Source organism: Weizmannia sp. FSL K6-3076 (assembly GCF_038007245.1).
Taxonomy (GTDB): domain Bacteria; phylum Bacillota; class Bacilli; order Bacillales; family Bacillaceae_C; genus Weizmannia; species Weizmannia faecalis.
In genome coordinates this window covers 2866134-2891778 of record NZ_JBBOWU010000001.1, presented here as the reverse complement: position 1 = coordinate 2891778, position 25645 = coordinate 2866134, and the positions used below count along the sequence as shown (strand labels likewise).

The window sequence follows — 25645 nt, the reverse complement described above, 5'->3', positions numbered from 1 at the left end:
CAGTGTTCAATGCCCAACTAATAGAAATTGAATTTGAAACAAGGCAGGAAAAAGTAGCTTTTATCAAATAGGTTTTGTTTTGTTGGAACCAAGTGTGCCATCAGAAGAGCGAAAATGCCTGAGTCAAATTCGGGAAAAACAAAAACAGTACAAATGCTGCAAAACCAATCCGTGCAAATTTTTCAAACCAAAAATGAACGAAAGTAAAGGCAGCCTATATCATATACAGGCAGAACCCAGCTCCTTTGAATGCAAGCTCCCAAAAAGTGACTGGGTTCTTTTCTTTGGAATATAGAAGGGTTTGTTTCATTGCAAGTAACATGTGCAGTAAAAACAGGAGGAGAAAAATGAACAACCAGGAAATCGTACAAAAGCTTTGGAACTTATGTAATGTTTTGCGGGATGACGGGATTACATATCAGCAATATGTGACGGAATTAACGTATCTGCTGTTTTTAAAAATGATGAAAGAACAAGAAAAGGAGTCTGCCATTCCGGAAGGCTATCGCTGGGATGACCTTGTGGCCAAGGAAGGAACGGAGTTAAAAACATTTTATCAGCATTTGCTGCTGCATTTGGGCACAAGCGGCAATGAAATGCTGCGCGATATCTACAGCGATGCAGCGACCAGCATTTCAGAGCCGAAAAACCTTGAAAAAATCATTAAATCGATTGATGCCCTCGACTGGTACAGCGCAAAAGAAGAAGGGCTCGGTAATCTGTATGAAGGACTGCTGGAAAAAAATGCGAATGAAAAGAAATCGGGAGCAGGGCAATATTTTACACCGCGCGTCCTGATTGATGTCATGGTGCAGCTGGTCGACCCGAAAATCGGCGAGCGCTGCGCGGATCCGGCAGCCGGCACTTTTGGCTTTATGATTGCAGCGGACCGTTATGTAAGACAGAAAACGGATGACTATTTTGATCTGGATCCGCAAATGGCGGAATTCCAGAGGAAGGAAGCTTTCTCCGGGATGGAGCTGGTAAAAGACACGCACCGTCTTGCATTAATGAATGCCTTGCTCCACAGCATGGAAGGACGCATTGAGCATGGCGACTCTTTATCCAACAACGGGAAATGGATGAAAAATCTGGATGTCATTTTAACAAATCCGCCTTTTGGCACAAAAAAAGGCGGCGAACGGGTATCGCGTGATGACTTGACGTTTGACACATCGAACAAGCAATTGAATTTCCTGCAGCTGATCTACAATGCCTTAAAAGATGATGGCAAAGCGCGCGCAGCAGTCGTTTTGCCGGATAATGTGCTGTTTGAAAGCGGCGTTGGTGCGCAAATCCGCCGCGACTTAATGAATAAATGCAATCTGCACACGATTTTAAGGCTGCCGACCGGCATTTTCTATGCACCAGGCGTCAAAACAAATGTCCTGTTCTTTACGAGAGGAAAAACCGACCGGGACAACACAAAAGAAGTGTGGGTGTATGACCTCCGCACGAACATGCCGTCATTCGGCAAACGCAACCAGTTGACGATGGCGCATTTCGAAAACTTCATGAAAGCCTACGAAGCCGAAGACCGGTCGAAAGTGGAAGACGAGCGCTGGAATGTATTCACACGGGAAGAAATTGCGAAAAAAGGTGACAGCCTCGACATCGGCCTGATCGCGGATGCGTCATTGTCCTCCTACGAAAACTTGCCAGACCCGGTTGAATCGGCAGAAGAAGCGATCGCAAAACTGCAGCAGGCGATGGACTTACTGGGCGAAGTGGTAGACGAACTGCGCGCTGTGGAAGCGGATGAGGTGGCTGTGAAGTGAGGAAGAAGCAAAAGACCATGGAGGAGTTATTGGAAGAAGCATTGGTGCCGGAAGAAGAGCAGCCGTATGAAGTGCGTAAAAATTATAAATGGGTAAAATTGGGAAGTGTCATTTCTCTTATATCCGGGAGAGATGTAAGTTCAAAGCTTTGTAATAATGATGGTAAAGGTATTCCTTATATTATGGGGGCAAGTAATATTATCGATGGAAAGTTGAACGTTGAGAGGTGGATTGAAACTCCTACTGTTGTTGGATTAAAAGGAGATGTTCTAATTTCAGTCAAAGGCACGGTAGGTAAAACTGTAATTCAAGAGATAGAAAAAGTGCATCTTAGCAGACAAATAATGGCACTAAGATGCACTGGTATTGTCTGTAATAGATATCTGTACTATTACATTAACACTTATGTAAAACAATTAAAGGAGAATTCAAAGGGTATCATTCCCGGAATATCCAGAGAAGATATTTTAAATGCTCCATTCCCTCTGGCATCATTAAAAGAGCAAAAACGGATTGTTGACAAAGTAGAGCGGCTTTTAAGTAAAATCGACGAAGCAAAGGGGTTGATTGAGGAAGCGAAGGAAACGTTTGAACTTCGCCGGGCGGCTATTTTGGATAAGGCATTTCGTGGGGAGTTGACGAGGAAGTGGAGAGAAGCTAATCTAAGTACCACTATCACTAACAATGAACTAAACGAGGAACGCTATATCATTCCCAAAGAATGGAAATGGACAACCATAGGTGAAATAACTACTTTTGTTGGGAGTGGTAGTACCCCTAAAGGTGGCAGTGATATTTATCAAACAGAAGGTATTCCTTTTATAAGAAGTCAAAATGTGCTTAGAAATAAGATGGACATAGAAAATATTGTATATATATCAGAAGAAATTTATTCTAAAATGAAACGCACACAAATGTGTGGAGAAGAAACATTATTAAATATTACTGGGGCGTCTATTGGTCGTGCAGCAAAGCTTAGCATTAATTTAATACCTTGTAATATCAATCAACATGTTTGTGCATTAAGATTTGTGGATAATATAAACAAGGACCTACCACAGTATTGGCTGAACTCCCCATATATTCAAAAAATCATTCGTGAGTGGCAAATTGGGGCAACAAGGCAAGCACTTAACTTCCCTCAGGTTAGAAGTTTACCTTTTCCTCTAATGCCTAAAGAAGAGCAAGATGAACTCGTTAAAATTATTTCAGGATTATTAGGTAAGGAGGATAAGATGAGAATCTTAACAGAACTGGATAAAAGTATTAGCCAGCTAAAAGATTCTATTCTTTCAAAAGCCTTCCGCGGCGAGCTTGGAACGAATGACCCGGACGAAGAAAGTGCAATTGAATTATTAAAAGAAGTGCTGCAAGAGCAAACCAATTAACGAGTTAGAAAGGCAGGGGCTAGTGAGCAACCCCTGCTTTTTTTGAGAATCTCTCCGAATCAACAGATATGTTTGGAGTCATTTTTCTGGTACGTGTATTTGATTCGTTCAGCAAGCCCTTACGCAGATCTATTTTGATTTCTCCATCATGAAGTATTTCAATGGCCAGTTTTAGCCAGCACTTCTTCGATTTCTTGATCATAATTAGCCTTGTCCCTATTCATTTCTATTAACACAGAGTCCTCATCAGTCGCAGGCTCATACCCAATAAAAATTTTGGGAATATCGTAAGTTTGTTGAAGGGAAACAAGATAATTTACTAGTTTTTTTAATCTTAACTTCATATCAGTTTTGTCACCGATTAACAATTCATTTTCGGGAAAGTTTAAAACAATATCACCATATTTTTCATCAAAAGAAAGCAAAATAACCACATTTTTTAATAAGATACCTAACTCCAATTCCGCTAATACAATATTCCCAGTGCCTTTAGGGACTAATGTTTGTTCTATGCTCTTTAACTCACAAAAATCCAAATCCTTCTTAGAAATATTGTCAAAAAAATGCGAAGACACTGGTTTCAGTCTATCTAATTTAAGATCATTGTAAATAAATTTATCAATTTTACTTTTATTAAAACCAAATAAAATAATTTCTAAATTTTCCACTTTTGCTTCCCCTTTTTTAGTTTACTGATCAATAAACCCTTTAAATGTTCCATCCAGATTTAAGCGCACTCCACGACCATCAGGCAGTTTTTTCTCTAAAAACTTAATTCCTCTTGGATTTTTAACTTCCATAAATTCCCCAGGTCCTTCTAGTATTTCTTGAAGATGTTTTAAAGCAGTTTGATTAATTTGATTAGGTCCGCCTTTTATCTCTCCCCATATATCCGGCCTTCTTCCAGAATGTTTTTGTAAAGCATGGCCTGCAACAGTCTCTCCGCCCTTTTTGGGTACAGTTGCTGAACTTATTATTTTTTTGTTATTAACGTTCACAAATTTATCTTGTCTTTTACTATCATTCCAATTTTCCCTAGTTGTTTTCTGTAATCTTGCCCCTAGCTCATCCCAAACATTATAAGGAATTTTTTCGGGGCCGGCTCCGGCTGCCTGAAGTGCTGGCATTCCGGCGGTATTCACCCGCAGTTTCCCGGCTTTTTCCGCGAGTCTTCCTCCTTTTACAGCTGGACCGATTTTGCTAATTCCTTTGTCGCCCAAGAGAGACAGGCCGATTGTGCCGATGCCGTGGGTGAGAAATTCTGTCCGGGTTTCGGCGTTGCCGTGAAAGAAGTCACGTTCGAAAGCCAGTTCAACTGCTTGGCGCATGTATTTTGCCATATCGATGCCTTTGTGGACGGTGCTGTATAAATATGTTTTTGGCGAGGGGGAGGAGAGAAGGTGATCTGCAAATTCTGCCCCCTTGTAACCGATCGTATAAGCGAGCTTTGGCAAGCCTGCAACCGTTTCAATGAGATCTCCAACTACTTCGCTGGCCCCTTTGTAAAAACCATTCCAAATTTCAAGCAGGAGCGGGTCATCCGGCTTTTCTTTCGGGATAGCGGCTTTCGGGATGCTGTCCACCCGTTCATAAAAAACCTGGCTGGACCCAGGCTTCCGGAATGCCATGATAACCGTGCCGTCTTCGTAAAAATGGAACTTGACGGACAAATGGCCGTTAAAATCCTGTCCCTTTACTATGCGGGCAGGCTTTACACCGGCTTTTTCGATCAGTTCGCCCTCAAGGCTGCGGTACGCTTTGGTAACGGTAAACTTGTTCGGGCTGTAGGTGGTGATGTCCACGCTGTTGAACATGGTGTCCATCTGCTGGACAAATTTATTCATTGCGTCCAGGTTATGTTCAAGTTTTTCAAGCGTATTCACGGCTTTATTGTCAAAGTCGTACAGGTCTTCAACGGTTTTGTTTACCCTCTTCCGTGCTTTCACGATTGGATGCAGTTTTTCGTCGATATCAATGGTTTTTATGTCGACCAAATCTGAAACTTTTCGGATGGCCGCATTGGCATCTTCCAAAATTGCGCCAATCGTGTTTTCCAGCTTTTTCAGGGCGGGGGAGAGGCTGCCGGTAAGAAAAGTTTCATCGATATAGCCGTTTGGGTCAGGTTCGAATGCGGACAAGTCTTTCCGGATTTGGTCCAATGCCTCGTTGTAATCCGCTAAAAATGTCTGTAGGTACAAAAGAAACGGCTGGTGGAAATCGCGGAAATAACCGCGTATCGCGTTGCCGGCTTTGCCTTTGAAATCATCTTCCATATTTACAAACGCATCGATGACCTTCTGGATGCCTGCAATTTGGTCGAATTTTGACTGCAAGTTTTTTGCGTGTCCGCTATGACCTGTTCAAAGAACTGCACATCAAGAATTTTCATCATTTCACCTGCTCATTGGGCGGCCTTCGAAGCTTTCTCCGAGCTGTTCATCGTATGCCTTTATCTCCTGCACAGCTTTTTTGGCCGCGGCTTCGTTTTTCAGCGTGACAGATTGGTAGGATGCAAGAATTTGTTCCAGGCGTTGATCTACTTCTGCAATATGATTTAATGCAGACAAATGATATTGCGCACCGGCCTCTTCCAATTTAGAAATTTCAAGGCTCTGTGACTTGGAACGGATGTTTGCAAGCGATATTTCAACTGCATCAAAGTGAATTTTTACTTCCATGCTCATTGCCCCTTTTTCTGTATTTTCAAGCGTTCGGCCAGAATAGCTTTTTTTAATGTCTGCATTGGTGGAAGCTAATTTTTTGATTTTCTCGTCCAGCAGTTGGATGGTAGTGCTGATTTGATTTTCAGTATTTTGATAGCCTTCAAGCACTTGCGGATGCCCTGTAATTGGCAGTGGAAATTCGTTGAATCCCCTGCCTTTTTGTTTTCTTACTCTCTGGCTAGAGGTGATCTCAAAGCCGGCCAAAAAGCCGGCAAGCATAGTTGTAGTGACATGCGTCAAATCCCGAGCCGTTTCATCCGGTACTGGAGACTTTGCCGGCTTAACCCGAGCTGTTCTGCTGCTTTTGATATATTCGACCCGTTTGCCTCAAGCGCTTCTAAAATACAATGCTTCTCGTATTCAAACAGCCGGTCTTTTAAAAGCGGTGATTTTTCCGCCGGCGAATTGAAGTGGCCGGACTGCCGGTACTGCATGGGCAGATGGCGGAGTTCAATCATGTCTTCATCGAGCATGACATTCATCGCTGCCTCAATCATATGCTCCAGCTCGCGTATATTGCCAGGCCAGCGGTACGACCGGAAGAAAGTGAGCACTTCCGGTGTGATCCCCCTGACATTCATTTGAAAAAGGGGATTGTATTTTTGAATAAAATGGCCGGTGAGAAGGGGCAAATCTTCCAGCCGGTCCCGTAACGGCGGGATAAACAGCGTCACGACACCAAGCCGGTAATACAAATCTTTGCGCAGCCGGTGATTTGCAATCGCTTCGTAAGGCGTTTCGTTCATGGTGGCGATCACGCGCACATCCACTGGCTTTTCCTGCGTGCCCCCGATCCGTTTCACTTTTTTCTCTTGCAGCACGCGCAAAAGCTTTGCCTGCAAATGAATGTTCAACGCATTGATTTCGTCGAGCAGAAGCGTGCCGCCGTCCGCCTGTTCGAACAGCCCTGCGCGGTCAACAGCACCTGTAAATGCCCCTTTCTTCGTGCCAAATAAGATACTTTCAATGAGATTGTCGGGAAGCGCAGCGCAGTTTTGCGCGATGAACGGTCCCCGGCTTCTTTCGCTTTCATAATGGATGCTTTGCGCGAACAACTCTTTTCCCGTCCCGGTTTCACCGATAATCAGCACATAGGAGGAAGTGCGGGCGGCGCGCCTTGAAAATTCAATGACTTCGGAAATCGCCTTGCTTTTCCCGATAATATGGTGAAATGTATATCCGGTATGGGGCTCGTGGTTTCGGCGGATGAGGCGCTCAATTTTCGTAATGTCCTCCGCAATTTCAACAGCGCCCGCCAATTTTCCTTTATAATAAAACGGATACGTATGGTTGACGGAAGTAATTTCGCGGCCTTTATTATTAAAGTACGTCTGTTTGACAAGATGGCTTTCTTCTCCGGTTTTGAGCGCCTTTAACAAGGTGCTTTCTTCACTGCTGCGAAAGCGGAAAACATCTTCCAACTTTTTATACAGTACTTCACGGCTGTCCATCCCCTCAATATCCCGCATTTTTTGATTGTAAATCATCGTGCGCCCTTCTTCATCCACTGCATGAATGCCGGCATCGACGAGATTCATCATTGTTTCGTACAACGCGAGGAGTACATCTTTTGTTTCTTCCATGTTGCGTCCACCCCCTTCGATGATAAAAATTTTAAAATATTTTGCGGCTTTATGCAAAAATTTTTTGCATTTTCACTGAAAAAACCGCACGAAGGCCTTTTTTTCATGATGGCATTCTTTTTGCATATGAATGGATAGGGACATTGAAAAGAAGGGAGAAACAAAATGGCACAAGTAAAAGAGCAAGCGAAGCAAGTAATTGAAAAAACGGAACAGTTCGGTGCGCATAATTATGCGCCGCTTCCGGTTGTCATTTCGGAAGCGGAAGGGGTGTGGGTGAAGGATCCGGACGGCCGCCGCTATATGGATATGCTGAGCGCTTATTCGGCACTGAACCAGGGGCACCGCCACCCGAAGATCATTCAGGCATTAAAAGACCAGGCGGACCGTGTGACGCTCACATCACGCGCGTTTTATAACGACAAACTTGGCGAATGGTACGAAAAAGTGTGCCAACTGACGAAAAAGGATATGGTGCTGCCGATGAACACCGGGGCGGAAGCGGTGGAAACGGCGGTCAAAGCTGCACGGCGCTGGGCATATGATGTGAAAGGCGTGCCGGACAATAAAGCGGAAATCATTGCCTGTACCGGAAATTTCCATGGCCGTACGTTGCTTGCGGTGTCGCTCTCATCGGAAGAAGAATATAAACGCGGCTTCGGGCCGATGATTGAGGGTATCAAGCTCATTTCGTACGGGGATGCGGAAGCGCTGCGGGAAGCCATCACTCCGAATACGGCAGCGTTCCTTGTTGAGCCGATCCAGGGGGAAGCTGGCATCAACATTCCGCCGGCCGGGTTTTTAAAAGAAGCAGCGGATATTTGCCGCGCGTCCCGGGTGCTTTTCATGGCAGACGAGGTGCAAACCGGGTTAGGCCGGACCGGCAAGTTGTTTGCGGTTGACTGGGAGGGTGTTACCCCGGATGTGTTCATTCTTGGGAAAGCGCTTGGCGGCGGTGTCATGCCGATTTCCTGTGTAGCTGCAAATAAAGAAATACTGGGTGTATTCAACCCGGGGTCGCACGGCTCAACGTTCGGCGGCAATCCGCTTGCATGCGCGGTATCGATCGCAAGCCTTGAGGTGATTGAAGAAGAAAAACTGGTGGAACGCTCGCTCCGGCTTGGACAGGTGCTCCTGGAGAAACTGCGTGAAATCAAGCACCCGTCGATTAAGGAAATCCGCGGCCGCGGCCTTTTCATCGGCGTGGAGCTCACGGAACCGGCGCGCTCCTATTGCGAAGCATTGAAAGAGGAAGGGCTGCTTTGCAAAGAAACGCATGAAAATGTCATCCGCTTTGCCCCGCCGCTTGTCATAACGGAAGAAGAGCTGGAATGGGCAATTGAACGGATCCGGAAAGTTTTCGAGGAGAAAAAATGATCAGGAGCCTGCTCTGCCAAACGGCGGGGCGGCTTTTTTAATTGGGAAGTATATAAGAGGCGCCCGCACATGCGAACTGTTTTTTGATGGCATGCCAAAAGTCACTATACATTGCCGGCAGGGCCACGCCATACATTCATTTGGGAAATCATATGCCGTTCGAGTGGGGTACTCGAAGGACATTTAAAGGTTTGTCTCCTGGGTAGCAAAAAGTATTTGAAAGCGGCGGTTCGCTTATGATTTGTCTTTCATAACCGTGATGAAGGACATTTCATTGCAAGGGAGCTGTTCATTTGTCCTTCATGACCGTGATGAAGGAGAATTCACTGCAAGGAAGTTGTTCATTTGTCTTTCATCCTCTCAACCATGAAAGAAAATAGCGGAGCTTTTGTGCGCAAATTTCGGCACAACGAATGGTCTCTTAGAAACTATTAAACAGATTTATTTCATACGTGCTGTACTTTAAAATCCATCAAAAAAGAGGGACTCCGCGTAAAATGCCTACATATTAGAAGTACTGCCAAAAAGACAAAATGAAATGCAAAGCTCTGCATGTGGAACGACCTCCCCTGCCGTCCATGCAAAGACGGTTGATTGAAAACGCCAGGACAGGTACAATGAAATATGTAAACGCTTTCAAAAATCAAGTCCGTAACTTCAGCATGGAAAAGGGGAATGGCATGATCAGCGAAAAATTTCTCAACACCAGGTTGTTGGACATCGTGTTTGAAAAAACATATTCTGGCACATTGATCGTGGACCAAGAAGGATACATCCGTTACATGAGCCACAATTTTTGCGATTTTTTGAAAGTGGAACGAAACGAAGTGATTGGCGAACACGTGACCCATGCAATTGAAAATACGAGAATGCATCTTGTGGTGAAAACGGGAAAAGCAGAACTTGCCCAGCTGCAATTTTTAAGAGGCGAATATGTCATTGCAAACCGGATTCCAATTATTGAAGATGGAAAGATTCTTGGCGCTGTAGGGATTATCATTTTCAGGGATCTGTATGATTGGAAAAAGCTGAACACCCATATCCGTCATATGTTGTCGCAAAGCCGGTTTTTGCTTGAGAAGCAGCCCCGTGCAGCCGGCGTGAAATATATGCTGGGCGATCTGATCGGCGGCTCCGGGCAAATGGCGCTATTGAAAGAAAAAATCAAAAAGGTGGCGCGCGGGGATATCACCGTTTTGATAACCGGGGAAAGCGGGACCGGAAAGGAGCTGGTTGCCCACAGCATTCACAGCTGCAGCGACCGGAGCGGCGGGCCGTTTATCAAAATCAACTGCGGCGCGATTCCCGAACACCTCATGGAATCCGAGCTGTTCGGATATGAAGAAGGATCGTTCACCGGCGCAAAAAAAGGCGGCAAGCCCGGCAAGTTCCAGGCGGCGGAAGGAGGGACGGTTTTTCTCGATGAGATTGGCGACATGCCGGTGATGATGCAGGTAAAACTATTGCGCGTTCTGCAGGAAAAAGAAATCGAACCGGTCGGCGCGATCCATCCCAAACCCATCAATGTCCGCATCATCGCGGCGACAAACCATCCGCTTAAAGAACTGGTCGGGCAAAACCGTTTCAGAAAAGATTTGTACTACCGCATCAATGCCGTCCAGCTGGATATTCCCCCGCTCCGCACCAGGGCGGAGGATATCCCGCTCTTGGCACGGCATTTCTTAAAGAAAGCATCATCCGGCCTCGGTAAAAGGGTCACCGGCTTCAGCCCTGAGGCTCTTTCTGCACTCGAAAGGTACAATTGGCCGGGAAACATCCGCGAACTGGAAAATGCCGTTCATGCAGCGGTCTACATGGCCTCTTCGGACAGGATCGGGTTAGAGGACCTGCCTGACGGAATCCGCGAACATGCAAACAGAAAAAAAGAATACAGTTTGAAAGAAAGGATGGAGGCAGCAGAGAAACAGATCATTGAGGAAGCGCTGCGGGCTGCCTGTTTTGATAAAAAACAGGCGGCTAAAGCCCTCGGGATTGGCCACTCCACGCTTTACGACAAAATGAAAAAGCTTCGTATTGAGGTAAAATGAACGCAGTTTTTCACGTCAAACGATCAGGATAGATATTGCTTCTATGTAAGTTTTGACATCAAGCCCAAACATCCACTTGCATGAGCACTATTTTTTGCGCCAGACAATATTTTTTTAGTCATGTTTCGTCCAGCTGATATAGATCCGGAAATCCGGATTGGCCTTCTGAAATTCCGAATCTGTTTTTCTGCCATAAAGCCGCTGTTTGCATCATAAATTGGTAAAGAACGTTTCGGAAAACGGGAAACCCGGCCGCCTTTTCCAACACGTACATGTTGTTTTCCGCTTCTTTTCAAGCTGGCATGGTTCTTGCTTTTTATAGGGCATCAAAGTGTGGGAAGGGGGAACATGGTTGCACGTTGGCTGGATGATCAAGAACATTGCAGAAGATCCGGATCCAGCTGTTTCCGGAAAAACTGCAGTGCAGGAAGAAACCGGAAGAGCATGGACTTTCAAGGAATTGCACGCGATTTCCAATGCTTATGCAAACAAGCTTACACAGCTTGGCGTCCGGAAAGGAGACCGGGTCGGCATTCTGCTCTACAACTGCCTTGAGTATTTCGGCCTTTATTTTGCGGCGGCGAAAATCGGGGCAATTGCAGTCCGTTTGAATTTCCGCTTGTCAAGCCCCGAACTGGTCTATTGCTTAAACGACTCCGGCACAAAAATATTATGTTTTCACGCAGGTCTTGCCGGACGGATTGAGCCGATTCAACACGAGGTGCCAGTTGAACAATTTATCTGCCTTCAGGAGGAAGCATCAGCCGTTCCGGGATGGGCGCAGCCGTTTTCCGTGCTCGGGGAAGGGCAGCAGGAAGAGCCCGGCGTGCCATCTATCCATTTAAATGACCCGGTGATGCTGATGTATACGTCTGGGACGACGGGAAGGCCAAAAGGTGCGATTTGGACGCATAATACGACATTCTGGTTTTCAGCCATTCAAGCTTTGAAATGGGGATTTCAAGCCCGGGAAACGGCCATGACAACGGGGCCGCTCTACCATGTCGGCGCAATGGAAGACATTGCTTTGCCGGTTCTCATGCGGGGCGGAACTGTCATCATTACAAAAAGTAAAAACTTCGAGATTCAGAGAGTCCTGTCCGTTATAGAAAAGGAAAAGGTAGCATGCTGTTTTTTATTTCCTTTTATGATTTATGACATGCTGCACTTGCCGGATTTGGCACAGTACCGGCTGGAAACGCTGAAGACGATTTACACCGGCGGGGACCCGCTCATGCCGTGGGCTTTGGAAAGTATCCGGGCACATTTTCCGCACATTGGCGTTGTCCAAGTGTACGGTTTGACAGAAGGGCAGCCGATTGCCGCTTCACTCGACCCGCAGGATGCCGCAAAAAAAGGCAGTACAGTCGGAAAACCGATGCCTTTGACTGCGATTCAAATTGCAGATGATGCCGGAAACCCGCTTCCTGCAGGAGAAGTGGGTGAAATCCTCATTAAAAGCCCTGCTGTTTCAGAAGGGTATTGGAAAAAACCGGAGGCGACCATGGAGACGTTTGCGGATGGCTGGTGCAAAACAGGGGATCTTGGCTTTTTTGATTCGGAAGGGTTTTTAACCATTGCCGGCAGGAAGAAAGATATGATCCGGAGCGGAGGAGAAAATATTTATCCTGCAGAAATAGAAGATGTGCTTTACCGCCATGAAGCGGTAAAAGAAGTCTCTGTGATCGGCATCCCCGATCCGAAGTACATGGAAGCGGTTTGCGCCATTATTGTAAAAAAAGATGGCGCGCGGCTGACGGAAAAAGAAGTGACGGAATATTGCAAACGCCATCTTGCAAGCTATAAAAAACCGCGCAAGGTCATTTTCGTGAAAGAAATTCCGCGCACGCCTTCCGGAAAAGTGCAGAAGTTCAAACTTCGCGAACAGTTTGGCGCGGGATGAGGAAGAGGAATATTTTCCCCACTGCTGTAAACCGTTTGCAGAGACCGGGGGAGAAAATGCCAACCTTTTGATTGGCCGGATAAAACAGCGGGGAATTCACCACGGGATGACAGGTTGCGCCCGTCAGTCTGGCAGAAAAAGCGGCCATACAAACGCCGTTATAAGGTTGGTGCAACGTCAGGCGTTTGTATCCCCAAAAACACGGATAAAAACGCCCGGGAATTCACCACGGGATTGACAGGTCGCGCCCGTCAGTCTGGCAGAAAAAGTGGCCATACAAACGCCGTTATAAGGTTGGTGCAACGTCAGGCGTTTGTATCCCCAAAAACACGGATAAAAACGCCCGGGAATTCACCACGGAATGACAGGTCGTGCCCGTAAGTCTGGCAAAAAAACAGTCAACCAACGCTGTTCTCAGGTTGGTGCAGCATCAGGCGTTTGTATCCCAAAAGCACGGATAAAAACGCCCGGGAATTCAATGTTGGATAAAAGAAGGTGTTCGCCACTGTGCCGGGAAGAGTCGCATTCAAACGCTGTAAATCTTTTAGTGGACAGAATAGGAGAATGGCTTTGATAAAAGCGAGTGAATCGCGTATGCAGGAATTTTCTTAAAAAGGGAACTTCGTTTTCCCGACCGATCACCGGAAAGGAGCATGTCCATGGAACAAAGCGGCATTGCCAAAAGCAAACTCGTTTATCCAAGTGATGATAAAATCCGTTCAACCGAAATCGGTTCAAGCGAAGCATTTGAGGAACTGCTGCGCCTGTCGCAAACGGATCCGGAAGCATTTTGGGGGCGCGTTGCCAAAAAGCTCACCTGGTATGAACCGTGGAAGGAAACAATGACAGGCAGCCTCCCCGGGTTCCGCTTTTTTGAAGGCGGTGTGAGCAACCCATGTGTGAACCTGCTTGACCGCCATGTCGAAAACGGTGCCGGCAACCGGACGGCGCTCATATGGGAAGGGGAAAACGGCGATTCGAAGTTTTTCACTTATCATATGCTGCTTGCAGAAGTAAACCGGTTCAGCAATGTGTTGCGCGGGTTCGGCGTAAAAAAAGGCGACTGCGTGGCGATTTTCCTGCCAAACTTAGCGGAAGCGGTGATTGCTGTGCTCGCATGCTTCCGGATTGGCGCGATTTACAATACGATTTTTTCCGGATACTCGGAAAAATCGCTGAAAGACCGGCTTGTGAATTTTGAACCGAAAGTCATCGTGACGGCCGATGCAACCGAACGAAGAGGGAAAAAGATTTTTCTTAAGGAAAAAGTCGACCGTGTTGTTCCGGACATTCCGTCTGTCAAAGCGGTCGTTGTTGTGGACCGGCTTGGGACGGATGTCAATATGCAGGCGGGCCGCGACTGTTGGTGGCATGAAGAAACAAGGAAGGCAAGCATCCATTGTGAACCGGAGCGGCTGGAAGCGAACGAGTATGGCATTGTGTTTTACACAAGCGGCACGACCGGGAAACCAAAAGGCGTTGTCCATTCCGGCATGGCGTTTGTCGTACAAAATTACATTTACGCAAAGTACCATATGGACCATCACGATGACGATGTGCTCTGGTGCTCGGCGGATATCGGCTGGCTCACGATGCATATTTGGGGCATTGCCGGCGCGCTTTCAAACGGTGTTACAACCATCTTTTACGAAGGGGCGATTGATTATCCGGAAAAAGACCGGTTTTACCAGATCATTGAAAAGTACCGGGTGAATAAATTGTTCACCGCTCCAACTGCATTGAGGATGTTGAAAAGCATGGGGGAGCGTCCGCTTGAAAAATACGATTTGTCATGCCTTGATGTCGTCTCCCTTGTCGGCGAGCCGTTTGATGCGGAAACATGGCAGTGGACATATGAAGTGCTCGGCAGAAAAAAGATTTGCGTGAACAACACATGGGGGCAGACGGAAACAGCCGGATCGCCGCTTGCCGGTGCCGCCTGGCTGACGCCGATGAAGCCGGGTTCTGCGGGCAGGCCATTTTTAGGCGCTGTAATCGGTGTCGTCGATCAGGAAGGAAATCCGGTACCACGGGGGACGCTCGGAAACCTTGTCATTCAAAAGCCGTTTCCGATGCTGTGCCGCACGCTTTGGAAAGAGCCGGAACGCTATCTTGGCTCGTATTTCAGCCAGGTAGACGGCTGCTACTATGCAAGCGACTTGGCGATGATCGATGAGGATGGCTACGTATGGGTCACCGGCCGTTCGGATGATGCGTTCAATGTTGCCGGGCACAGGCTGAGCACGATGGAAATGGAAAGTGCGGTGCTTGAAACCCCGGGTGTATCTGAAACCGCTGTCATTGGCGTGCCGGATGAAATCAAGGGCGAGGTGCCGGTCTGCTTTGTGCGTTTGAGCGACGGGACGGAGGAAAGTGAAGAACTGAAAGAAGCGATCAAGGCCCGGATTGTCGATCAAATCGGGAAAATTGCCGTGCCGAAAGCGATTTTGTTTACGGACACGTTGCCGAAAACAGTGAGCGGGAAAATCATGCGCCGCTTGTTAAAGGAAATTGTCGTAAACGGTGCGGCTACAGGGGATATGACCGGCCTCGAGGATCCCGCAACCATTGCGCGCATTGAACAGCTGGTGGCCAGCCACAGGGCGGAAAGATAAACAATGCCTTAAAAAGGAAGGTTTGCCCTCAACGTTTTTGACAGGAAACCGGCCGGGCCGCCAGTAAAAAGAAGGGCGTTACTGTTTGCCCGCTGGTCCCTTGCAGCGTTTTACAGGGAATCGGAAGCGAACTGGAAAAAGGAGCATGCGGCGGTTGATTTTTTCGCAATCCCGGCGGCTGCACCTGAAAAGTCAGCAAGAATGCAAAAAAACCGGCGCACCGGATTATCCTGCGCCGCAAAAGGAGGAAGCCTATGGATTTCGAATTGTCTAAAGAACAGATTATGCTGCAGGAGATGGTTCGGGACTTTGCTGAGAAGGAGATCGAACCGTATGCAAGAGAAGTAGACGAAACCGGGAAAATGCGGATGGAGACGTTTCAAAAGCTCGGCAATCTCGGCCTTTTAGGCATCCCTTTTCCGGAAAAATACGGCGGAGCAGGCGGGGATACCATCTCTTATTGCATCGCGGTCGAAGAAATCGGCAAGGCATGCGGGGGAACAGGGCTCAGCTATGCCGCAAATACAAGCCTCGGCGCAAGCCCGATCTACTATTTCGGCACCGAAGAACAGAAGCAGAAGTGGCTCGTTCCGATGGCAAAAGGCGAAGCGCTCGGCGCATTCGGGCTTACGGAACCAAACGCCGGATCCGATGCCGGCGGAACAAGGACAAAAGCGGTGCTTGACGGCGATGAATGGGTGATCAACGGCGAAAAATGCTGGATTACAAACGCCGAATACGCCCGCCAAGTGATCGTGACAGCCGTAACCGGCAAAAGGGAAAACGGTCGTAACATCATTTCCGCCATCATCGTGCCGGCCGATGCACCGGGCGTGGCGATTACAAGCCCGTATGAAAAAATGGGCGTCCGCGGATCCAACACGTGCCAGATCGTGCTCGAAAACGTCCGTGTCCCGCGTGAAAACCTGCTTGGCGACGAAAACAAAGGATTCAGCCAGTTTTTGTACACGCTGGACGGCGGGCGCATCTCCATTGCCGCATTATCGGTCGGGATCGCCCAAGCCGCATTCGAAAAAGCGCTTCGATATGCAAAAGAACGGATGCAGTTCGGCCAAGCGATTTCAAAATTCCAGGCGATCCAGTTCAAACTTGCCGATATGGCGATGGAAATCGATCTTGCCCGAAATGCCGTGTACAAAGCGGCATGGCTGAAAGATCAGGGAAAACCGTTTAGCAAAGAAGCCGCTTATGCAAAACTGTTTGCGTCGGAGATGGGATTCCGTGTCTGCAACCAGGCGATCCAGATCCACGGCGGGTCCGGTTATATGCGCGAGTACGGTGTGGAGCGCCATCTTCGCGACATTAAACTGATGGAAATCGGCGAAGGCACATCCGAAATCCAGCGGCTGGTTATTGCCCGAAAGCTTGGCTGCTAGGCGAAAAGATAGAAAACCATCCATGCGTTCCACAAATTAAACTGCTTTTGCATGATACACGGATCCGTTTCAAAGATTTCAAGCTGTCTTTGCATTTTTTAACATCGAGAATCAGCGATGAGATGAAAATGGCTGTCGGAATCTCAAATGCGAGTGAAATATGAGAGGCCGGGAAATCACAAAATTTTTGAAGCAAATTGAGCAGAAAGGAGCGTTGCCATTTGTTCAAAAAAATTCTGATTGCCAACAGGGGAGAGATTGCGCGGCGGGTGATCCGGACGTGTAAAAAGCTCGGTATTAAGTCCGTAGCGGTGTATTCCGAGGCGGATGCGGGGGCCCTTTTTGTCCGCGAGGCGGATGAAGCATATTGCATCGGCAAATCGCCTGTCAATCAAAGCTATTTAAATGCCGACGCGATCATCCGGGCGGCCAAAGAAAGCGGGGCGGAAGCGGTCCATCCGGGTTACGGGCTTTTGTCCGAGAATGCGCCTTTTGCCCGGAAATGCATTGAGGCGGGGCTCATTTTTATCGGGCCTTCTCCTGCAATCATTGCTGCGATGGGCAGCAAAATTGAAGCGCGCCGTACCATGAAAGCAGCAGGCGTGCCGGTGATTGAAGGGGTGGATGATCCGCTTGAAGATGAAGAAGCGGCGGTCCGGGCGGCTGAAAAAATCGGTTATCCCGCAATGCTGAAGGCTTCGGCAGGCGGCGGCGGAATCGGGATGCAGGTGGTCCAAACCGAAAAAGAGCTGCGCAAAGCGTTTGCCGGCAACAAAAAACGAGCGGAAATGTTTTTCGGGGACGGCGCGATGTTCATTGAAAAATATATTGAAGAACCGCATCATGTAGAAATCCAGATTCTGGCAGACCAATATGGAAACGTTGTGCCGCTTATGGAGAGGGAATGTTCGATCCAGCGCCGCCACCAGAAAGTTGTCGAAGAAGCGCCATCGCCTTTTATCAGCGAAGCGACCCGGCAAAAGATGCTGGATGCGGCAGTAAAAGCAGCAACATCCATCGGCTATATAAATGCCGGCACGATGGAAATGATCGTGGACCGGGGCCAGAATTTCTATTTTCTTGAGATGAATACAAGATTGCAAGTGGAACATCCGGTGACGGAAGAAATTACCGGGCTGGACATTGTGGAAGAGCAGTTGAAAATCGCTTCAGGCGAACGCCTCACGATCACGCGGGAGACGCTCAAGCGGAACGGCCACGCGATTGAAGTGCGTATTTATGCTGAAGATCCGAAGACGTTTCTGCCATCGCCGGGCAAAATTACAGCTTTCCGGCTGCCGGAAGGGGAAGGCATCCGCAACGAGACGGCCGTGGAAGCGGGTTCTAAAGTGCCCCCTTTTTACGACCCGATGATCGCAAAACTGATTGCCTGGGGCAGCTCGCGCGAAGAAGCTTGCAAAAGGATCAGGGATGCGCTTTTAAACTATCAAGTGGAAGGGATTAAAACGAATATTCCGATGCTGATTGACACCGTCAGCCACGAACAATTTTTAAAAGGGTACACAACCACGCATTTTGTCAATGACTTTTTAAAACAAGCGGAGTCCCGCAAGTAGGCGCACCGGCCGGTTAAAAGGCGCCAGAGGTTCGAAAAGGGGAGAATCCGAAAGAAAGCAGGGCCTGCCACCGGTTAAGGGAGGCAGGAAGACGCCCCCGCTGTCATCTATTTTTAATGGGTACACAAAGATTTAAACCAAGCAGAGCCTTGAAAGTATGCCAGATGGAGGAAGGGATCAGTCAGGTTCAAAGGTGAAAGGCGGGGAGCACCGCAAGCAAGGAGGAGAACATGCAAAAAAGATCCCGGTCATGATCAAATTGTCAGTGACTTTTTAAAACAGGAGGAAAAGCAGATGGAAATTACAGCAAGTATGGCAGGAAGTGTCTGGAAAGTGCTCGTAAAGGAAGGCGACCAGGTGAAGGAAGGCGACGATGTGGTCGTCCTTGAATCCATGAAAATGGAAATCCCGATTGCTGCCGAGGAAGACGGCACAGTGGTAAAAATCCATGTCCAGGAAGGCGAATTTGTCAACGAATCCGATGTGCTGGTGGAACTGGAGTAGCGCAATTTGCTGAAGGAGGCGGGGATGTGAAGCTGCCTGAAAAAGTGACCGTGAAAGAAGTCGGGCCGCGCGACGGGCTACAAAATGAAAAAGCGGTCGTGGCGACAGCAGAAAAAGTTGCATGGATCAACGCATTGTCAGATACGGGTCTGACGTACATCGAAGCAGGATCATTCGTCCGGCCGGAATGGATACCGCAGCTTGCCGATACCGGAGCGGTGCTGGAAAAAATCAGACGGAAGCCGGGCGTGACCTATGCCGCGCTTGTCCCGAACGTGAGGGGGCTTGAACGGGCGTTAAATGCAGGCGTGGATGAAGTAAGCGTTTTTATGTCGGCAAGCGAAGGTCATAACCTCCACAATATTAATAAAACAATCGCGGAAACCTATCCGGTCTTGGAAAAAGTGGTGAAGGAAGCGAAAAGCGCCGGGAAATCGGTAAGGGGATATATTTCGACGGTGATTGCCTGCCCGTATGACGGACCGGTTTCCCCAAAGCAAGTAAAAGATGTGGCTGGCCGCTTGTTTGCGATGGGCGTGGATGAAATTTCCCTCGGGGATACGATCGGTGCCGGCGTGCCGACCGATGTTGAGCGGTTGCTCGACGAACTGCTTCATGATTTTAATGCAAGGCAGCTGGCGATGCATTTCCACGATACAAGAGGGACGGCACTTGCGAATGTTGTTAAGTCGCTCGAAATGGGGATCACTGTTTTTGACAGCGCAGCAGGTGGCCTGGGCGGCTGCCCGTATGCAAAAGGGGCATCCGGCAATGTTGCGACGGAAGATCTGCTGTACCTATTTGCGCAAATGGGTATTGAGACCGGCATTGATTTTGACCGCATCATCCAGGCCGCAAAGCAGATAGAAAAAACGATCGGAAGGCCACTTGCAAGCCACCAAATGGAAATTCACAGGATGGCGGGAGGGGCATAACGGGAATATTTTGCCGGAAAAGCAAAAAGGAACGCCCGCCATGATCTTGAACCGCCTAGAATCTGAAAAAGCAGATTGGAAGATCGCTTGCAAGCCGCCAGATGGGGAGCGAAACTGGACCGTTTTGCCAAAAAAAACAAAAGAAACTGCCGTGATGATGCAAAGCCGTCCGAAGCAGACTGAAAAAGATTGGAAGGTCACTTGCAAGCCATCAGACAGGGAGCGTAACGGGGTCGTTTTGCCAAAAAACAAAAGAAACTGCCGTAATGATGCAGAGCCACACGAAGCCGCAAAGCAGATTGAAAAAGATTGGACGGCTGCTTGCAAGCCATTAGATGGGGGTGTAACGGGGCCGTTTTGCCAAAAAAAGCAAAAGGAACTGCCGTAATGATGCAGAACCGCCCGAAGCTGCAAAGCAGACTGAAAAAGATTGGAAGACCGCTTGCAAGCCATCAGACAGGGAGCGTAACGGGGCTGTTTTGTCAAAAAACAAAGAAGCTGCCGTGATGATGTAGAGCCGCCCGAAGCCGCAAAGCAGATTGAAAGCGATCGGAAGGCCGCTTGCAAGTGAATATGCAGGATAGGAGGAAGAACATGACAGGAACGGTTTTGTTGGAAAAACAAGATGGCATCGCCGTGATGACACTGAATCGTTCGGAAGCTGCAAACGCATTATCAAAAGAAATGCTTTCGGATATGCATGAAGTTTTATCGGAAATAAAGAAAGACCGGAGTACGCGCGTTGTGATCCTGACCGGCGCCGGGGAAAAAGTGTTTTGCGCCGGAGCGGATTTAAAAGAGCGGAAAGGCATGAACGAGGAAGAGGTGCTGCAGGCCGTACGGAAGATCGGTGCGGTTGTAAATGAAACGGCCGCGCTGCCCCAGCCGGTAATTGCGGCGCTAAACGGGTCGGCATTCGGCGGTGGGCTGGAGCTGGCGCTGGCATGTGATCTTCGCATTGGCGCCCGCGAAGCAAAATACGGGCTTACCGAAACGTCGCTCGCGATCATCCCGGGGGCGGGTGGCACACAGCGGCTGCCAAGACTCATTGGGGTTGGTAAAGCGAAAGAACTGATCTATACGGCGCGACGGCTGACTGCTGAAGAAGCAGCGGCAATCGGCCTGCTCGAATACGCTGTGCCGCGTGCAGCAGTAATCGAAAAAGCGTTTGAACTGGCGGGGGAAATGCAAAAAAACGGCCCCATTGCACTTAGACAGGCAAAAACGGCTATCGATCAAGGGACAGAGACCGGCCTTTCAGCAGGGCTGAAAATCGAAGAACTCGCCTACAACGCGCTCATTCCGACCGAAGACAGGCTCGAGGGCTTGCGGGCATTCGCGGAAAAGCGCACCCCGGTGTATAAAGGGAGGTAATGCAATGGACTACGAAAGCAAAAAAGCAGAAATTTTAAAGGGCGGAAAGGAAAAATACCACCAAAAAAACCGCGAACAGGGCAAATGGTTTGTCCGCGAACGCTTGCGAATGCTGTTGGATGACGGGCTCAAGGCTGAAGACGGGATGTTTGCCAATGTCCTTGCGGGGGACCTGCCGGCAGACGGGGTCGTCACCGGGCTCGGAAAAATCGGCGGCCGCACCGTTTGCGTTATGGCCAATGATTCGACCGTAAAAGCCGGTTCGTGGGGCTGGCGGACGGTCGAAAAAATCATCCGTATCCAGGAGACAGCCGCGAAACTCAACTGCCCGATTTTGTATCTCGTCGATTCCGCAGGCGCACGGATTACCGATCAGATCGAGATGTTCCCGGGCAGAAGAGGAGCAGGGCGGATTTTTTACAACGAGGTGCATTTGTCCGGGAAAGTACCGCAAATTTGCCTCTTGTTCGGGCCGTCTGCTGCCGGCGGGGCGTATATTCCTGCATTTTGCGATATTGTCGTAATGGTCGAGGGCAATGCGTCCATGTACTTAGGCTCGCCGCGGATGGCCGAGATGGTGATCGGTGAAAAAGTGACGCTCGAGCAGATGGGCGGCGCAAAAATGCACTGCACCGTTTCGGGTTGCGGCGATGTGCTAGTGAAAACGGAAGAAGAAGCAATCCGTTATGTGCAAAAATACTTAACCTATTTTCCGGACAATTTTTCCGAAAAGCCGGCAAGAACAGATGCAAAAGCGCCGGCTGCGTTTGAAAAAACGATTGAGGAACTGATCCCGAAAAATGAAAATGCCCCGTTTGACATGTACCAGCTGATCGAGCGGATTGTGGATGAAGATTCAATCTGCGAGATTAAAAAGAAGTTTGCGCCCGAACTGATTACATGCCTCGCACGGATTGGCGGCCGGCCTGTCGGAATGATAGCAAATCAGCCGCGGGTGAAAGGCGGCGTGCTTTTCCACGACAGCGCCGATAAAGCGGCAAAATTTATCCATCTTTGTGATACGTTCCATATTCCGCTTTTGTTTCTCGCGGATGTGCCCGGTTTCATGATCGGGACGCAGGTGGAGCGGGCCGGCATTATCCGCCACGGGGCCAAAATGATTTTTGCGATGAGCGAAGCAACCGTTCCGAAACTGTCCGTCATTGTCCGGAAAGCGTACGGTGCCGGCTTATACGCAATGGCGGGCCCGGCGTTTGAACCGGACTGCTGCATTGCGCTTCCGTCTGCATCGATTGCGGTCATGGGCCCGGAAGCCGCGGTCAATGCCGTATACGCCAATAAAATCGCCGCACTCCCGGAAGAAGAACGGCCGGCATTTTTCGCGGAAAAACGGGCGGAGTACGTGAAAGACATTGACATTTACCGGCTTGCTTCCGAACTGGTTGTGGACGCCGTCGTACCGGGCAACGAACTGCGGGAAGAACTCGAACGCCGGCTTGAAATGTACAGCGGGAAGAAGGAAGACTTTTCAAAACCAAAGCACCCGGTATACCCGGTTTGACCCAAAAAGCAGCTGCAGGCACGCAGCTGCTTTTCGATGCGGCTCCGAAAATTGCAACGGAAAGAAACCAAATGGTGCGCTTTTCTTCCTTAAAACGGGGTATGAATTTATTATCAAATACGAGGAGGCGCAGCTATGGAATTCCGGAAAGCCCATCTTGATGATCTTCATCATTTAATAGAGCTTAGAAAGCAGCAGCAGGTTGCCCAGGGCATCGAACCAAAGACGGACATTGATGCCGATTTGGAAAAGTTTTTTCAAAAGAAATTAAAAGAAGGCTCCATGGTCCAATGGCTTGCGGAAGACGAGGGAGAAATCGTTGCTTGCGGGGCCGTCATTTTTTACGAATTCCCGCCGAGCTATGTGAATAAAAGCGGGAAGAAAGCCTACATTACAAATGTGTATACAAAAGAAGAATACCGCGGCCAGGGGATCGCGAAAGAATTGATGGGAAAACTGGTTGATGAGGTGAAAAAGGCCGGCATCTCCAACATCTGGCTTGGCGCTTCTGAAATGGGCAAGCCGTTGTATGAAAAATTCGGTTTCCAGGAAGTGGATGAATGGATGGAACTACATTTATGATGAAAGGAGAGAATGAGAAAAACCGGTAATCCGAATCCAAATTCTATTTTCCTTTTCATTTTATTATGAAAATTATATAATGTTTTAAAGGAGTCGGAAAAAATGTCTGATTTTGTTCACGATACAAATTCCAATGTTTATTCAGATGGAAGTCATGAATATTTAAAAGTCAATTCCTTCATATTAAAAATAAGTTTCAGTTAAAAGATCAGCAGTTAGCTACACTATTTGGGATTTCCGATGAGAAAACTACAAAAATTCTCTCTGGAAAGCCATGCTACTTTGATGAAGGGGAGTTAAAAAGAATCCATTATCGTTTACCGTTTTTAAGTACAGGATTCTCTTTTATAGACTCAAAAGAGAGAATGAGAGCGATAATAGAGGCTAATTTGATAGGAGATTATAATCTTTCCTATGAAACAAAACATTAGGTAAATATGCCAATGTGCCTTGTGATGTGCTTAAAGACTTTTGTGAAGGAAATGATCATATTGATATTGATCATTTGATGAATATTTGTGTGAATTTGTTAATGCTATCTTTTGTTTTAAGACCCGAACTTTAATTCATTGTTTACCGATCAAGTTCTATCCTTGGCTTCTTCTGAGGACAATTTGGTTATCCCTGACTTTGATTCGATTTGTCCAAAGGAACGCTTAGAAAATAAGGCCTTACATTTCTGTGCCTTCCAAAGTGTATATTTTGAACTTCCCCATCTGCCGGTCTATACTTAAAATAGTAAGGAGGAATGTACGATGTATGAAATTGCCATTATTGGAGCTGGTCCGGCCGGGGCAAGTGCCGCCATTTTTACGGCCAAAGCCGGGAAAAGCACAGTGCTTTTTGATGGTGGCACGAGCGCTACCAAGCGGGCTTTGCTGAAAAATCACTACGGCGTAACAGAAATAACCGGACCAGACCTGGTCGAAACCGGTAAAAAACAGGCAGCGCAATTCGGGGCCGAACTGGTCGACGAAAAAGTCGAATCAATTGAAAAAACGGAAAATGGTTTTACCATTAAAACAGAACAAGGGTCGTACGAAAGCAAATACGTTATTCTTGCAACCGGCATGATTGCAAGCCTCGGGGAAGCCCTTGGCGTCAAAACCAAACCGGCAACAGAACCACGCGTAAAAACCGTTTTTGCAGTGGATGCGCAAGGAAAAACGAATGTCCCGAATGTATGGGCATGCGGCACGGTTGCCGGCGTCTCCATGCACACCATTATCACAGCAGGCGACGGCGCTAAAGTGGCTGTCAACCTCATCAGTGAAATCGACGGCAAACGCTGGGTCGACCACGATGTTTTAGGAAAATAAGCCGTTGTAAACGAACCGGGCAAAATTCCGCCCGGTTTTCGTTTGCTTTTTTTCAATGCGGGCTGGAACTGAAAAGAATTCGTCGCAGATCAAGCATTCTGACATGCTTATTGTTTTTCCAAAATCAAACCACCCACTGCAAAGCCGGGCACTGGGGATGCAGCCGGTACACGCGGGATTCAGGCAATCATCAAACCTTTTTTGCGTAAAGCCGTCTTTCCTATTCCATGGGAGGATTGTTAAAAATGGAATTTATGATTACAATAGATAAAAATATCCAAAAAATAAACCGAATTTTTAAAAAACGGGGAGTTGAGGTTCATGTATCGAATTTTTCAATGTGGATTTGTGATGGCGTTTACAGGACTATGTATGATGTTTTTGGTTCATCTTGTTGATGGTTATTCAACTGTAGAGCTCGGAAACTCGCTGATTAGTCAAATATTATTGATTCCAAGATTTTTTTTGATTTTTGGTATATTATTATTGATTCTCTCTTTCATTATTTGGTTTAGAAATTGGGCGAAATCTAAGGCAAAAAAAATTTCATGAGTTTTAAAGTAGAGTAGGCTTAGTTGGGCCTGCTTTTTTTGCGGCGAGCATCTGTATTCTGAATAAGTGAGGATGTTATTGCGATAAACACGGCTCCCGAAACCAGGAAAACAATCGGGTCAAATTATAATTCCAAAAAACGGTATTAGCCAACAATAGGTATGTTATTTGTAAAATGATTTAGAAAGAATCTGCCAAAATATACCACTATCTTTTCTATTGAATTTATAGTAAAATAAACTGTTAGCACATAGAAAGGAGGCGAACGTCATGGCAAAGAAATCGATGATTGTCAAACAAAAACGTGAGCCGAAATTTAAAGTTCAGGCTTACACACGCTGCGAGCGGTGCGGGCGTCCTCATTCGGTATACCGGAAATTCAAACTTTGCCGCATCTGTTTCCGGGAACTTGCGTATAAAGGCGAGATTCCGGGCGTAAAGAAATCCAGCTGGTAAGCCTTCCCCGCT

Annotated in this window: 21 protein-coding genes; 17 read left to right on the top strand and 4 right to left on the bottom strand. The window is 47.7% G+C overall.

Going from position 1 to position 25645, the window contains the following annotated elements:
• Window positions 1–347: 347 nt before the first annotated feature.
• Window positions 348–1778 (top strand): class I SAM-dependent DNA methyltransferase, encoded by a 1431-nt coding sequence (locus NSS95_RS13745; protein ID WP_211062233.1) that lies wholly within the window; start codon window positions 348–350, stop codon window positions 1776–1778.
• Window positions 1775–3166: a restriction endonuclease subunit S gene (locus tag NSS95_RS13740; protein ID WP_340713980.1), complete on the top strand. Its 1392-nt coding sequence runs from the start codon at window positions 1775–1777 to the stop codon at window positions 3164–3166. Before NSS95_RS13745 ends, NSS95_RS13740 begins: the two co-directional genes overlap by 4 nt.
• Window positions 3167–3324: 158 nt before the next feature.
• On the opposite strand, the gene NSS95_RS13735 is transcribed toward NSS95_RS13740, so the two are convergent.
• Genes NSS95_RS13735 through NSS95_RS13720 form a run of 4 tightly spaced genes read right to left on the bottom strand, consistent with a single transcriptional unit; the run spans window position 3325 to window position 7472 of the window.
• Entirely contained in the window at window positions 3325–3834 is a 510-nt protein-coding gene (locus NSS95_RS13735) for a hypothetical protein (protein ID WP_211062235.1), read from the bottom strand.
• A 21-nt stretch (window positions 3835–3855) separates the two neighbouring features.
• On the bottom strand, window positions 3856–5499 hold the full coding sequence (locus NSS95_RS13730) for an LXG domain-containing protein (RefSeq protein WP_328228185.1): 1644 nt from the start codon (window positions 5497–5499) through the stop codon (window positions 3856–3858).
• A gap of 60 nt (window positions 5500–5559) precedes the next feature.
• The gene (locus NSS95_RS13725; protein WP_247664008.1) at window positions 5560–6129 is read right to left on the bottom strand and encodes a DUF5344 family protein; all 570 of its coding nucleotides are present in this window, start codon (window positions 6127–6129) and stop codon (window positions 5560–5562) included.
• Complete coding sequence (locus tag NSS95_RS13720) at window positions 6126–7472, bottom strand: sigma-54 interaction domain-containing protein (protein ID WP_211062237.1); 1347 nt, start codon at window positions 7470–7472, stop codon at window positions 6126–6128. Before NSS95_RS13720 ends, NSS95_RS13725 begins: the two co-directional genes overlap by 4 nt.
• Before the next feature lie 165 nt (window positions 7473–7637).
• Here NSS95_RS13720 and NSS95_RS13715 point away from each other — a divergent pair, with 165 nt between their 5' ends.
• From NSS95_RS13715 to NSS95_RS13650, 15 genes are all read left to right on the top strand, one after another.
• Window positions 7638–8849 carry an ornithine--oxo-acid transaminase gene (locus tag NSS95_RS13715; RefSeq protein ID WP_211062238.1) on the top strand — a complete coding sequence of 404 codons (1212 nt, stop codon included), beginning with the start codon at window positions 7638–7640 and terminating at the stop codon, window positions 8847–8849.
• Window positions 8850–9529: 680 nt separating this feature from the next.
• Window positions 9530–10897 (top strand): sigma-54 interaction domain-containing protein, encoded by a 1368-nt coding sequence (locus NSS95_RS13710; protein WP_326242317.1) that lies wholly within the window; start codon window positions 9530–9532, stop codon window positions 10895–10897.
• A 352-nt stretch (window positions 10898–11249) separates the two neighbouring features.
• The gene (locus NSS95_RS13705) at window positions 11250–12800 is read left to right on the top strand and encodes a class I adenylate-forming enzyme family protein (protein WP_326242316.1); all 1551 of its coding nucleotides are present in this window, start codon (window positions 11250–11252) and stop codon (window positions 12798–12800) included.
• A 659-nt stretch (window positions 12801–13459) separates the two neighbouring features.
• Window positions 13460–15415, top strand: a complete 1956-nt coding sequence (locus NSS95_RS13700; protein WP_326242314.1) for an acetate--CoA ligase — start codon at window positions 13460–13462, stop codon at window positions 15413–15415.
• 254 nt (window positions 15416–15669) lie between these two features.
• Complete coding sequence (locus NSS95_RS13695) at window positions 15670–16812, top strand: acyl-CoA dehydrogenase family protein (RefSeq protein ID WP_014097141.1); 1143 nt, start codon at window positions 15670–15672, stop codon at window positions 16810–16812.
• 221 nt (window positions 16813–17033) lie between these two features.
• On the top strand, window positions 17034–18389 hold the full coding sequence (locus NSS95_RS13690; protein WP_061577169.1) for an acetyl-CoA carboxylase biotin carboxylase subunit: 1356 nt from the start codon (window positions 17034–17036) through the stop codon (window positions 18387–18389).
• A 294-nt stretch (window positions 18390–18683) separates the two neighbouring features.
• Window positions 18684–18893: an acetyl-CoA carboxylase biotin carboxyl carrier protein subunit gene (locus NSS95_RS13685; protein ID WP_017551842.1), complete on the top strand. Its 210-nt coding sequence runs from the start codon at window positions 18684–18686 to the stop codon at window positions 18891–18893.
• Window positions 18894–18919: 26 nt separating this feature from the next.
• Entirely contained in the window at window positions 18920–19828 is a 909-nt protein-coding gene (locus NSS95_RS13680; protein WP_061577170.1) for a hydroxymethylglutaryl-CoA lyase, read from the top strand.
• Between the two features lie 594 nt (window positions 19829–20422).
• Window positions 20423–21202 carry an enoyl-CoA hydratase gene (locus tag NSS95_RS13675; RefSeq protein ID WP_014097145.1) on the top strand — a complete coding sequence of 260 codons (780 nt, stop codon included), beginning with the start codon at window positions 20423–20425 and terminating at the stop codon, window positions 21200–21202.
• Window positions 21203–21206: 4 nt separating this feature from the next.
• Window positions 21207–22724, top strand: a complete 1518-nt coding sequence (locus NSS95_RS13670) for an acyl-CoA carboxylase subunit beta (RefSeq protein ID WP_340713979.1) — start codon at window positions 21207–21209, stop codon at window positions 22722–22724.
• Window positions 22725–22859: 135 nt separating this feature from the next.
• The gene (locus NSS95_RS13665; RefSeq protein WP_013860456.1) at window positions 22860–23306 is read left to right on the top strand and encodes a GNAT family N-acetyltransferase; all 447 of its coding nucleotides are present in this window, start codon (window positions 22860–22862) and stop codon (window positions 23304–23306) included.
• Window positions 23307–23464: 158 nt separating this feature from the next.
• Window positions 23465–23737, top strand: coding sequence for an HTH domain-containing protein (locus NSS95_RS17010; RefSeq protein WP_429892662.1), 273 nt, complete (start codon window positions 23465–23467; stop codon window positions 23735–23737).
• A gap of 324 nt (window positions 23738–24061) precedes the next feature.
• Window positions 24062–24625, top strand: a complete 564-nt coding sequence (locus NSS95_RS13660; RefSeq protein WP_035188636.1) for an FAD-dependent oxidoreductase — start codon at window positions 24062–24064, stop codon at window positions 24623–24625.
• A gap of 245 nt (window positions 24626–24870) precedes the next feature.
• Window positions 24871–25023 carry a hypothetical protein gene (locus NSS95_RS13655; protein ID WP_192452525.1) on the top strand — a complete coding sequence of 51 codons (153 nt, stop codon included), beginning with the start codon at window positions 24871–24873 and terminating at the stop codon, window positions 25021–25023.
• A gap of 424 nt (window positions 25024–25447) precedes the next feature.
• A complete protein-coding gene (locus tag NSS95_RS13650) occupies window positions 25448–25633 on the top strand; it encodes a type Z 30S ribosomal protein S14 (RefSeq protein ID WP_013860453.1) in 186 nt (61 codons plus the stop codon).
• Window positions 25634–25645: the final 12 nt, after the last annotated feature.